This window comes from Pseudogulbenkiania sp. MAI-1 (assembly GCF_000527175.1).
Lineage (GTDB): Bacteria > Pseudomonadota > Gammaproteobacteria > Burkholderiales > Chromobacteriaceae > Pseudogulbenkiania.
The window spans coordinates 3,189,680-3,201,896 of the sequence record NZ_AZUR01000001.1 but is presented as its reverse complement, the minus strand read 5'-3'; the positions used below and the strand labels follow the sequence as shown (position 1 = coordinate 3,201,896).

The following is a 12,217-nucleotide window of genomic DNA, read 5'->3' as shown; positions in this document are numbered from 1 at the left end:
GTGACCGAAAAACAAAACTGCCGGGGAAAAGACTCTGCCAAGTCCGGGACTTGGCAGAGTGTCTGTTTTAATGCCGTAATTGTATGATTATTTCAGGCTGCCCGAGAGGAATTGTGCCAGCCGCTCGCTCTTCGGCTTGACCAGCACTTCCTTCGGGTTGCCTTGTTCTTCGATCCGGCCCTGGTGCAGGAAGATGACGTGGTTGGAGACTTCGCGGGCGAAGCCCATTTCGTGCGTCACCACCACCATGGTGCGGCCTTCGCGCGCCAAGTCCTGCATCACGCGCAGCACTTCGCCGACCAGCTCCGGGTCGAGCGCCGAGGTCGGTTCGTCGAACAGCATCACTTCCGGTTCCATCGCCAGCGCCCGGGCGATGGCGACGCGCTGCTGCTGGCCGCCGGACATGTGCGACGGGTACTTGTCTTCGACGTTCTTCAGGCCGACTTTTTCCAGATACTTGCGAGCGCGGGCCACGGCTTCGTCCTTGGGGACGCCGAGCACGTGCACCGGGGCTTCGATGATGTTTTCCAGCACGGTCATGTGGGCCCACAGATTGAAGTGCTGGAACACCATGGCGAGCTTGGTGCGCAGTCGCGCCAGTTGTTTGGCGTCGCCGGCCTTGAGGGCGCCGTGGCGGTGGTCCGGAACCAACTGGAGTTCTTCACCGGCGGCGAAGATCTTGCCGCTGTTGGGCTGTTCCAGCAGGTTGATGCAGCGCAGGAAGGTGCTCTTGCCCGAGCCGGACGAGCCGATGATGCTGATCACGTCGCCGGCGTGGGCGGTCAGCGACACGCCTTTGAGCACTTCGTGGCTGCCGTAGCTTTTGTGGATGTCGGCAACGTGCAGCTTGACTTGGCTGTCGAGGCCGGCGGTGGTGGCGTTGGGGTGTTCGATCGGTTTCATCGCTCAGCAAATCCCTGTCTTGAATGCGTGGTGGGTGGCGAACCGGGCCACCGTGGGGGCGGCCGGTCGCGGTACGTGGGCGTGCGCCGCACGCCTTATGCCGTAGTTGGATTTCTTTGTTGCCTTGCTCCCGCCTCAGTGCTTGCGCGGTGCCAGATAGGCCAGCCAGCGTTTCTCGGCCAGCTTGAACAGCCAGACGAACAGGAAGGTGAAGGCGAGGTAGATCAGGCCCGCCGTCAGGAACGGTTCGAACGGCATGTAAGTGTCGCTGTAGATGCGGCGGGCGACGCCGGTGACGTCGGCCAGCGTGACCAGGCCGGCGATCGAGGTGCCTTGCAGCATCATCACCACTTCGTTGCTGTAGGCCGGCAGGGCGCGGCGCAGCGCGGCGGGGATGACGATGCGGCGCATCATCAGCCACTTGCTCATCCCCATGGCCTTGGCGGCTTCGATCTCGCCCCAGTGCGTGTTGCGGATCTGGCCGGCGATGATCTCGGTGGTATAGGCCGCGGTGTTCAGCGTGAAGGCCAGCAGCGCGCAGAAATAGGCTTCCTGCAGGTATTCCCAGGTCCAGCTCTCGCGCACCGCTTCGAACTGCGACAGGCCGTAATAGATGATGAACAGCTGGACCAGCATCGGCGTGCCGCGGAACACGTAGGTGTAGAGCCAGACCGTGCCGGCCACCAGGCGATTCTTGGAAACCCGCATCAGCCCCAGCGGAATCGACAGCAGCAAGCCGCCGAGCAGCGAGAAGAACAGCAACTCCAGCGTCAGGATCAGGCCGTCACCGGTGGACAGCACCGGTTCGCCGTTGCCGCCGCCCAGGAAGGATGGGAAATTGTCGATGATCAGGTTGGCGTCAATCACAGCTCACTCTCCCTCACGCCCGTCGAATAGCGTTTGTTCAGCGCGTTCAGGGCCACAATCGAAACCGTGGTGATGGCGAGGTAGATCGCCGCCACCACCATATAAACGGTGAAGGGTTCCTGGGTGATGGATTTGGCGGTGTCCGCCTTGTACATCATGTCGTTCAGGCCGATCACCGAGACCAGCGCAGTGGATTTGACCAGCACCAGCCAGTTGTTGGAGAAGCTCGGCAGGGCGAAGCGCACCATCTGCGGCGCGGTGATGCGGAAGAACACCCGCAGCGGCGACATGCCGTAGGCGAGGCCGGCCTCCATCTGGCCCTTGGGCACGGACATGATGGCGCCGCGGAAGGTTTCGGTCATGTAGGCACCGAAGATGAAGCCGATGGTCAGCACGCCGGCGATCATCGGGTTGATTTCCGGGGCCGGCAGGCCGAAGCGCTCGGCGGCATCGTTGATCAGCATCTGTCCGCCGAAAAACAGCAGGAACATCCAGACCAGGTCGGGCACGCCGCGTACCACGGTGGAGTAGAGTTCGGCCAACCACACCAGGGCGCGGGAATGCGCCATCTTGAACATGGCGCCGATCAGGCCGAGCACGACCGACACCACCAGCGAGGCGGCGGCGACTTCCAGCGTCAGCGCCGCGCCTTCCAGAATGCTGGGAAGATAACCCTGCAAAAACATGCTGCTCTCCATGGAGCGCCGCACCGGCGTCGCACGCCGGCGCGGCCATCCCTATCAGTTGCCGTAGATGTCGAAGGAGAAGTACTTCTTCTGGATCTTGTCGTAGCTGCCGTCGGCACGAATCTGCTTGAGTGCCTTGTTGATGCGCTCGAGCAGCGCCGTGTCGGCCTTGCGCACCGCGATACCGGCCCCTTCGCCGAAGTATTTGGCGTCACTGTAGGCCGGGCCGGCAAAGGCGAAGCCCTTGCCGTTCGGCGTCTTCAGGAAGTCGGTGTCGCCCACGGCGGCATCGACGAAGCTGGCGTCCAGGCGCCCGGCCTTCAGGTCGAGGAAGGATTCCGGCGCCTTGCCGTACGGCACCAGCTTGGCGCCCAGCTTGACCCAGCGGTCGCGGGCGTATTTTTCCTGAATGGAGGAGCGCAGCACGCCGATCTTCTTGCCCTTGAACCAGGCGTCGTTGATCGCGGTGCCGCTCCTGGCGACCAGGCGGCTCGGCATGTTGTAGTACTTGTCGGAGAAGTTGACCGCTTTCTTGCGCTCGTCGGTGATGTTCATCGAGGCGATGATGACGTCGAACTTCTTGGCGTTGAGCGCCGGGATGATGCCGTCGAAGTCTTGCGGCACCACCTCGCAGCTCACTTTCATGGCCGCGCATAGGGCTCGGGCGATGTCCGGATCGAAGCCGGCCATCTTGCCGTCGGGACCTTGTTGGGAAAACGGCGGGTAGCTGGCATCGGTGGCGAAACGCAGCGTTTCGGCGTGGCTAGCGGCCGTCAGCGCGCACAGCAGCGCACCCAGCGTCAGCAAGGGCTGTTTCATGCAGTCTCCAGCAAAATGGGGTAGAGCGCGAATATGGCCCGCACCGTGTGTGGGCGCGGGCCATCCGGGGTTGGTCGAAGCTCAGTGGCCGTACACGTCGAAGGTGAAGTACTTGTCCTGCACCTTCTTGTAGGAACCGTCCTTGCGGATTTGCTCGATGGCGTTGTTCAGGCGCTCGCGCAGAGCCTTGTTGCCCTTCTTCACGGCAATACCGGCGCCAAGACCGAAATACTTGGTATCGGCATATTCCGGGCCGACGAAGGCGTAGCCCTTGCCGCGCGGGGTCTTCAGGAATTCCTGGTCGCCCACGGCTCCGTCGACGAACACGGCGTCGAGCCGGCCGCTGGTCAGGTCGAGGAAGGACTCGGGAGACTTGGTATAGGCCACGATCTTGGCACCGGCCTTGCCCCAGTAGTCCTTGGCGAACTTTTCCTGGGTCGAGGCACGCAGCGCGCCGATCTTCTTGCCCTTGAAGCTGTTCTGGTCGACGGTGGTGCCGGCCTTGGCGATGATGCGGCTCGGGATGTTGTAGTACTTGTTGGTGAAGTCGACGGCCTTCTTGCGCTCATCGGTGATCTGCATCGACGACAGGATGGCGTCGAACTTGTTGGTGTTGAGCGCCGGGATCAGGCCGTCCCAGTCCTGCGGAACGATTTCACAGGTGACCTTCATCGCTGCGCACAGCGCATGGGCCATGTCGATGTCGAAGCCCTGCGGCTTGCCATCCGGCCCCTGCTTGGAGAACGGGGGGTAATTCAGGTCAACGCCAAAGCGGATGGTCTCTGCCTGGGCAGCGGACGCAAACAGCGGGGCGGCCAGCGCCACTGCCATCAAAACCTTTTTCATCGAATGCCTCTCTATTTCTCAGAACGTGAACCGGGTGTCAGAAGGGTGGTCTGACGTGGCCCCGCTTAATGCCGTGCCGAAGTGGTAGGCCTTGCCGGGATGCGGCCGGCTACCCGTCGGTTTCTAGTCGGCCGGCTGTGCTCCGGCCCTTGTGTGAGCCCATGGTGGCACGAACATTTGCCGTCTCACAATCCACCGGCCACGGCGGAACGGGGTGGAAAAATCGAAGGCGCGCATTCTACCGGGTTTTTGGTGTTCTGAAAAATATTAATAAAAACAAGGTGTTACGATTTTTCTTTGGCGGGGCGGCAAGAAAATGCCACAAAAGTCTTTTTATAATTGGCTGTCGCATTGCTATAAGCCTATGAGTGGTGGAAAAAGCAATCCTCCGCTCATGTCCAGACAGGGATGCTGCAATGCAACCAAAGAAGATGTAAGAGCGTGTCGCTTTATGGAAATCTTGTGCTGGTCGACCCCTCTACAATCCCTGCTCAGCAGAACCCTTACTCCTGCACAATAACCCAGCACGACAACACAGAGAAAACCCAATGTCCCTCACCAACATGACAGAACACGCCAGCCTGATCGATGACATTCAGGCGGAGGCCGACAGCAAGCTGTCCAGTGATGAGCAACAAAAACTGGCCCCTTTCTTTCCGGTCTATTTCGAAGAAGCAGAGTATGACGATCTGCGCCGGTACTCGTCGCTGGATCTGTTCGGCGCCGCGATCGCTCATTACGACTTTGCCCAGCAGCGTCAAGCCGGCATCCACAAGGCCCGGATCTACAACCCCGATTTCGAGCGTGACGGCTGGCAGAGCACGCACACGGTGATCGAGGTGGTCAACGACGACATGCCGTTCCTGATTGACTCGCTGGCCATGCTGCTGTCGCGCTACAACCTCAATCTGCACCTACTGATCCACCCGGTAGTGGCCGTGGCGCGTGATGCCAAGGGACAACTGGTCGAGCTCAAGCGCACTCAAGGCCGCGACCTGCCGCTGGAATCGTGGATTCACGTCGAGATCGACCGTGTGTCCGATCCGGCCACGTTGAAGCGCCTGGAAGCCGATCTGAACCGCATCATTTCCGACATCCGCCTGGTGGTGAACGACGAGCCGAAGATGCGCGCGGCACTGGCTGAGATCGCCGACGATTTGGCCAAGGTCAAGGGCGCGCGTGCCGACGAGGCGCAGGAGGCCATCGACTTCCTGCACTGGATGGGAGACAACCATTTCCTGCTGATGGGTTACTGCGACTACGACCTGGTCAAGCGCGACGGCAAGGACAGTCTGAAGATCGTCAAGGACAGCGGTCTGGGTATCCTGAAGGAGCAGGGCGACAAGGAGTATTCCGCCAGCTTCGAACAACTGCCGCAGGAGCTGCGCGAGCTGGCCCACCTGCCGCAACTGATCATCCTGAACAAGTCGCAGACGCGTTCGATCATCCATCGTCCGGCCTATATCGACTTCGTCGGCATCAAGCGTTTCAATGGCAAGGGCGAGGTAATCGGCGAGCGCCGTTTCCTCGGCCTGTACACGGCTCAGGCTTACCACGTGCCGCTGAAGAACATCCCGATCCTGCGTCGCAAGGCCGAATATGTCGTCAACTACTGCGATTACGTCGACAACAGCTACAAGGCCAAGACGCTGACCTTCGTGCTGGAAAACTATCCGCGCGACGAGCTGTTCGAGATTCCGGCCGAAACGCTGGCGCCGATCATCGAGGGCATCGTCAACCTGCAGGAGCGCCCGCGCGTCCGGCTGTTCGTGCGCACTGACCGCTACCACCGCTACGTCAGCTGCCTGGTGTACGTGCCGCGCGACAGTTTCAACACCGAAGTCCGCCTGAAGATCGAGAAGGTGCTGCTGAGCGCCTTCAACGGCACCTCGGCCGAGTTCAGCGTTCAGATCGGCGACGGCACGCTGGCGCTGGTGCACTACACCATCCGCACCCACGCCGCCGACCTGCCGTCCTTCCACGAGTCGGACATCGAGGCGGAAATCGCCCGTGTGGTGCGCGGCTGGCAGGAGGAACTGCACCAGCTGCTGGTCGAGGCGCACGGCGAAGAGCAGGGCAACGCGCTGTACCATCGCTACAAGGGCGCGTTCCCGGTGGCGTACCGCGAAGAGTTCGCCGCCCGCAACGCGGTGCTCGACGTGCAGCTGATGGAATCGCTGGGTGGCGAGCAGCGCCTCGGCATGAAGCTGTACCGCCCGCTGCATCGCGGCACCAACGCCTTCAACCTGAAGCTGTTCAGCGCCGGCGAGCCACTCGGCCTGTCCGCCAGCCTGCCTATCCTCGAGAACATGGGCGTGCGCGTGCGTGACGAACACCCCTACCGCGTGCAGACCTCGGACGGCGCCACGGTCTGGATCAGCGACTTCGGCCTCGACGTCGGCAACGCCTTCGAGCAGATGGCGCGCGAAGAGGTGCAGCGCGACTTCCAGGAACTGCTGTCGCAAGTGTTCGCCAAGCGCTGCGAGAACGACGGCTTCAACCGCCTGGCGCTGGTGGCCGGCCTCGACTGGCGTGAAATCTCGCTGGTGCGTGCACTGGCCAAGTACTTGCGCCAGGGCGGCCTGACCTTCAGCCAGGCCTATATCGAGCAGTGCGTGGCCAACTACCCGGCCATCACCCGTAACCTGGTCAGCCTGTTCCAGGCGCGCCTGAACCCGGTCAACGCCGACGATGCCCAGGCTGAAACCCTGCAGGGCGAACTGAAGCACCTGCTCGATCAGGTGGCCAACCTGGACGAGGACCGCATCCTCAACGGCTTCCTGTCGGTGATCCTGGCGGTGCGCCGCACCAACTTCTGGCAGAAGGCGGAAGACGGCCAGTTCAAGTCCTACATCTCGTTCAAGCTGGAATCCAACGCCATCCCGTTCCTGCCGCAACCGCGTCCGATGTTCGAGATCTGGGTGTACAGCCCGCGTGTCGAGGGCGTGCATCTGCGCGGCTCGAAGGTGGCGCGCGGCGGCTTGCGCTGGTCCGACCGCATGGAAGACTTCCGCACCGAGGTGCTGGGTCTGGTCAAGGCGCAGATGGTGAAGAACTCGGTGATCGTGCCGATGGGTTCCAAGGGCGGCTTCGTGTGCAAGCAGCTGCCGCCGGCGAGCGATCGCGAAGCCTTCATGGCCGAGGGTATCGCCTGCTACAAGACCTTCATCTCGGCGCTGCTCGACGTGACCGATAACCTGGTGACCGGCCAGATCGTTCCGCCGAAGGATGTGCGCCGCCTGGATCCGGACGATCCGTACCTGGTGGTGGCCGCCGACAAGGGGACCGCGACCTTCTCCGACATCGCCAACGGCATCTCGGAACAGTACGACTTCTGGCTGGGTGACGCCTTTGCCTCGGGCGGTTCGGCCGGCTATGACCACAAGGGCATGGGCATTACCGCGCGCGGCGCCTGGGAATCGGTCAAGCGCCACTTCCGCCACCTGGGCATCAACACCCAGGAGCAGGATTTCACCGTGATCGGCATCGGCGATATGGCCGGTGACGTGTTCGGCAACGGCATGCTGCTGTCCGAGCACATCCAGCTGATCGCGGCGTTCAACCACATGCACATCTTCCTCGACCCGACCCCGGACGCGGCGGTCAGCTTCGCTGAGCGTGCACGCCTGTTCAACCTGCCGCGTTCGAGCTGGGCCGATTACAACCGCGAACTGATCTCCAAGGGCGGCGGCATCTTCGAGCGCAGCGCCAAATCGATCCCGCTGTCGCCGGAAGTGAAGGCTTGGCTGGAGACCGACAAGGACAGCATGGCGCCGAACGAGCTGATCCACGAGATCCTCAAGGCGCGCGCCGACATGCTCTACAACGGCGGTATCGGTACCTACGTCAAGGCCTCTACGCAGAGCCACGCCGATGCGCGCGACCGTGCCTGCGACCCGGTGCGGGTCGACGGCCGCGAACTGCGCGTGAAGGTGGTGGCCGAGGGCGGCAACCTGACGTGCACCCAGCTGGGCCGCGTCGAGTTCGCGCTCGCCGGCGGCCGCATCTGCACCGACGCCATCGACAACTCGGCCGGGGTGGACTGCTCCGACCACGAGGTCAACATCAAGATCCTGCTGGGCGCGGTGATGCAGGCCGGCGACATGACGCTGAAGCAGCGCAACGAGCTCTTGGCCGAGATGACGGACGAAGTCGCTCAGCTGGTGCTGCGCAACAACTACCTGCAGACCCAGGTGCTGGCGATCAAGCGGCTGGAGGCGGCATCGATCCTGTCGACCCATGCCCGCATGATCACCCACATGGAGAAGACCGGCGAGCTGAACCGCGAGATCGAGTACCTGCCGTCCGAGGCCCAGATCAACGACCGCCGCCTGGCCCGTCAGGGGCTGACCTCGCCGGAAGTGGCGGTGCTGCTGGCCTACAGCAAGATCTCGCTGGACCAGGCGATCCTGGCGACCGACGTGCCGGACGATGCCGATTTCCTGCCGGTGCTGGTGAACTACTTCCCGAAACCGCTGCAGGAGCGCTTCCGCAGCCAGATGGAAAACCACCATCTGAAGCGCGAGATCATCGCCAACCAGCTGGCCAACCAGATCATCAACCGCATGGGCACGACCTTCGTGTTCCGCCTGCAGGAAGAGTCGCCGTTCTCCGCGGCCGACATCGCCCGCGCCTGGTGGATCGCCAGCCGCGTGTTCAACGCCGAGCAGCTGTGGGGCCAGATCGAGGCGCTGGACAACCAGATTCCGGCCGATCAGCAGATGGAACTGATGGTGATCGTGCGTACCCTGATCGAGCGCGTGACGCGCTGGGTGCTGCGCAACAAGCGTCCGTTCTCGTCGGTGAACGCCGTGATCGAGCAGTACGGCGCCAAGGTGCAGGCCCTGCTGGCCGCGCTGCCGGAGCTGATCAGCGCCGAGGACTACCCGTCTGTGGCGGCGATGGAAGCGCGTCTGGACATCCCGAACCTGCCGGCCAGCCTGGCGCGCGTGCTGGCGCGCCTGGAGTTCGCCGTGCCGCTGATGGATATCATCGAGATCGGCGAGGGCGAGGATCTGACCCAGGGCGTGCTGGCGGGCAACTACTACCGCCTGGGGCAGGCGCTGCAGTTCGACTGGATGCGCGAGGCCATCACCCGCCTGCCGCGCGATAACCGCTGGCAGTCGCTGGCGCGTTCCGCGCTGCGTGACGACCTGTATCGCCTGCACCGCAAGGTGGCCAAACTGGCGATCCAGGAGTGCAAGGGTGTGGAAGACCTGGCCGGCGCCTGGCTCGAGAAGCGTCATCACGACGTCGAGACCTGCCACCAGATGTTCGCCGAACTGCAAGCCTTCCAGGCGCTGGATCTGGCCATGTTGTCAGCCGGCATGCGCGAGCTGAACAACCACCTGTTGGCTTGATAGACTCTTTTTCTCCCTTCAGACCGGCCGCAAGGCCGGTTTTTTTATTTTTACCGTTTAATATCCTCACCGGTTCTTGTGGTTAAAAAAATAAACATTTCGCGCTTTATTAAACATTTTTCGAAATTAAGCGCCTTTATTTGTAATTGTTTGTATAAAACAACTGGATTTGTTCAACGTTTGTTGTATTTATTTAACGCTTTGGGCTTTGTGGTTTTGCTTGAAATTAAACATTGTTGCCGCGCCGCGCCGTTGTGGGCTATCGTTGCGCTACAGGTTGCCAGCAACGGCTCGACACCGGCCCGCTCGTGAGGGTGGGACGAAAACAGAAGCCGAATGGCCTATAACACGGCGGCCTGTGCGAGAAATGGAATCACGTTCCGCTGGTCGGACATTTAGTTTCAGAGGAGAAACCATCGTGCCCGAAGTCGTCCCCGACAATGAGGTGCTGGTCAGCTTTCGCGGTGTTCAGAAGAGTTACGATGGCGAGAGCCTGATCGTCAAGCATCTGGATCTCGATATTCGGAAAGGCGAGTTTCTGACCCTGCTCGGCCCTTCCGGCTCCGGCAAGACCACTTGCCTGATGATGCTGGCGGGGTTCGAGACCCCGACGCATGGCGAGATTCGTCTGAACGGCGCTCTGCTCAACCACGTGCCGCCGCACAAACGCAATATCGGCATGGTGTTCCAGAACTATGCCCTGTTCCCCCACATGACGGTCGGCGAGAACCTGGCCTATCCGTTGAAAATCCGCAATTTCTCCAAGTCGGACATCGACGCCAAGGTGATGCACGCGCTGTCGATGGTCAAGCTGGAAAAACTGGCGCACCGTTATCCGGCCCAGCTCTCCGGCGGCCAGCAGCAGCGCGTGGCGCTGGCGCGCGCGCTGGTGTTCGAACCGCAGCTGGTGCTGATGGACGAGCCCTTGGGCGCGCTCGACAAGCAGCTGCGCGAGCACATGCAGATGGAGATCAAGCACATCCACGACTCGCTCGGCGTGACCGTGGTGTACGTGACCCACGACCAGGGCGAGGCCCTGACCATGAGCGACCGCGTGGCGGTGTTCAAGGACGGCATCATCCAGCAGATCGACAGCGCCTATACCCTGTACGAGGCCCCCTCCAACTCCTTCGTCGCCAGCTTCATCGGCGAGAACAACACGCTGGAGGGCGAGGTGCAGAGCCTGCGGGACGGTTTCTGCCAGGTGAAGCTGGGCGACGGCATCGGCCTCACGGCGAAGGCGGTATGCGCCGACAAGCCCGGTGCCCGCACCACCATGTCCATCCGCCCCGAGCGAGTGCGCCTGAACGGCGCCTCGGAGCAGTGCGCCAACCGCTTCACCGGCAAGCTGCAGGAGTTCATCTACTTTGGCGATCACGTCCGTCTGCGCATGGACGTGGCGGGTAACCCGTCCTTCATCGTCAAGGTGCCGGTCAGCGAACTCGACGGCTCCTGGTCGGTCGGCGACTCCATCGCGCTGGGCTGGAATCCGGAAGACATCCGGGCGCTGGACCCGCTCAATCCGTAGTTTTTCACACACACACAAGACAAAACGGCGCCCCTGCCACGTCGTAATGAGCCCGGACACATGGGCCTGGCAGATCATTAACTGAACTGGGTTTCAGAGGAGAAACTGGATGAAGAACGTTAGCAAGAAAATCATCGCTGCCGCCGTACTGGGCGGGGTTTCGCTGTCGACGCTGGCGGCCGAGAGCCTGACCGTCATCTCCTTCGGCGGGGCGAACAAGGATGCCCAGGCCGCGGCCTATTACCAGCCGTACGAGAAGGCCACCGGCACCAAGATCACTGCCGGCGATTACAACGGCGAAATGGCCAAGGTGAAGGCCATGGTGGAAGTGGGCCGCCCGACCTGGGACGTGCTCGAGGTGGAGTCGCCGGAACTGCTGCGCGGCTGCGAAGAGGGCATTTTCGAGAAGATCAACTGGGCCCAGGTGGGCAACAAGGCCGATTTCGTCAAGCCGGCGGTATCCGAGTGCGGCGTGGGCATCTTCGTGTGGTCGACCGCGCTGGCCTACAACGCCGACAAGCTGAAGGCGGCCCCGACTTCCTGGAAGGATTTCTGGGACGTGAAGAAATTCCCGGGCAAGCGCGGCCTGCGCAAGGGCGCCAAGTACACGCTGGAATTCGCCCTGTTGGCCGACGGCGTGCCGGCCTCCGACGTCTACAAGGTGCTGGCCACCAAGGCCGGCGTGGACCGCGCCTTCAAGAAGCTCGACCAACTGAAGCCGCACATCCAGTGGTGGGAAGCCGGCGCCCAGCCGCCGCAGTTCCTGGCCTCCGGCGACGTGGTGATGAGCTCGGCCTACAACGGGCGCATCGATGTCGCACAGAAGGAAGGCAAGAATCTGAAAGTGGTCTGGAACGGCAGCATCTACGACGTCGATTCCTGGGCCATTCCGAAAGGCGCCAAGGTGAAGGAAGCGATGAAGTTCATCAACTTCGCCAGCAAGCCGGAAAACCAGAAGAACTATTCGGCCCGCATCGCCTACGGCCCGACCAACCTGAAGACGGTGAAGCTGATGGACGCCAAGCTGGCCGCCAACCTGCCGACCGCGCCGGCCAACCTGAAGGGAGCGTTGGCGCTGGACGTGCCGTTCTGGGTTGAGCATGGCGAAGACCTGGAAGAGCGCTTCAACGCCTGGGCAGCACGCTGACCTTGAGGCCGACCCGGCATCTCTGCCGGGCCGGTATGTAACTGCGGCTCCCGCCGCCGGG

General features: G+C 62.1%; 8 protein-coding genes. 3 read left to right on the top strand and 5 right to left on the bottom strand.

Annotated features, from left to right (window positions below; all coding sequences use genetic code 11):
* Positions 1 to 87: 87 nt before the first annotated feature.
* From PSEMAI1_RS0114895 to PSEMAI1_RS0114875, 5 genes are all read right to left on the bottom strand, one after another.
* Positions 88 to 903, bottom strand: coding sequence for an ABC transporter ATP-binding protein (locus tag PSEMAI1_RS0114895; RefSeq protein WP_024303647.1), 816 nt, complete (start codon positions 901 to 903; stop codon positions 88 to 90).
* Positions 904 to 1,038: 135 nt separating this feature from the next.
* The gene (locus tag PSEMAI1_RS0114890) at positions 1,039 to 1,770 is read right to left on the bottom strand and encodes an ABC transporter permease (RefSeq protein WP_024303646.1); all 732 of its coding nucleotides are present in this window, start codon (positions 1,768 to 1,770) and stop codon (positions 1,039 to 1,041) included.
* Entirely contained in the window at positions 1,767 to 2,456 is a 690-nt protein-coding gene (locus PSEMAI1_RS0114885) for an ABC transporter permease (protein ID WP_024303645.1), read from the bottom strand. Before PSEMAI1_RS0114885 ends, PSEMAI1_RS0114890 begins: the two co-directional genes overlap by 4 nt.
* 54 nt (positions 2,457 to 2,510) lie before the next feature.
* On the bottom strand, positions 2,511 to 3,275 hold the full coding sequence (locus PSEMAI1_RS0114880) for an ABC transporter substrate-binding protein (RefSeq protein WP_024303644.1): 765 nt from the start codon (positions 3,273 to 3,275) through the stop codon (positions 2,511 to 2,513).
* 81 nt (positions 3,276 to 3,356) lie between these two features.
* Positions 3,357 to 4,121: an ABC transporter substrate-binding protein gene (locus PSEMAI1_RS0114875; RefSeq protein WP_024303643.1), complete on the bottom strand. Its 765-nt coding sequence runs from the start codon at positions 4,119 to 4,121 to the stop codon at positions 3,357 to 3,359.
* Between the two features lie 548 nt (positions 4,122 to 4,669).
* Here PSEMAI1_RS0114875 and PSEMAI1_RS0114870 point away from each other — a divergent pair.
* The 3 genes from PSEMAI1_RS0114870 (at position 4,670) to PSEMAI1_RS0114860 (ending at position 12,156) form a co-directional block, all read left to right on the top strand.
* Positions 4,670 to 9,481: an NAD-glutamate dehydrogenase gene (locus tag PSEMAI1_RS0114870; RefSeq protein ID WP_024303642.1), complete on the top strand. Its 4,812-nt coding sequence runs from the start codon at positions 4,670 to 4,672 to the stop codon at positions 9,479 to 9,481.
* A gap of 418 nt (positions 9,482 to 9,899) precedes the next feature.
* On the top strand, positions 9,900 to 11,009 hold the full coding sequence (locus PSEMAI1_RS0114865) for an ABC transporter ATP-binding protein (RefSeq protein ID WP_232219928.1): 1,110 nt from the start codon (positions 9,900 to 9,902) through the stop codon (positions 11,007 to 11,009).
* Positions 11,010 to 11,118: 109 nt separating this feature from the next.
* On the top strand, positions 11,119 to 12,156 hold the full coding sequence (locus PSEMAI1_RS0114860; protein WP_024303640.1) for an ABC transporter substrate-binding protein: 1,038 nt from the start codon (positions 11,119 to 11,121) through the stop codon (positions 12,154 to 12,156).
* The last annotated feature ends 61 nt before the right edge of the window (positions 12,157 to 12,217 follow it).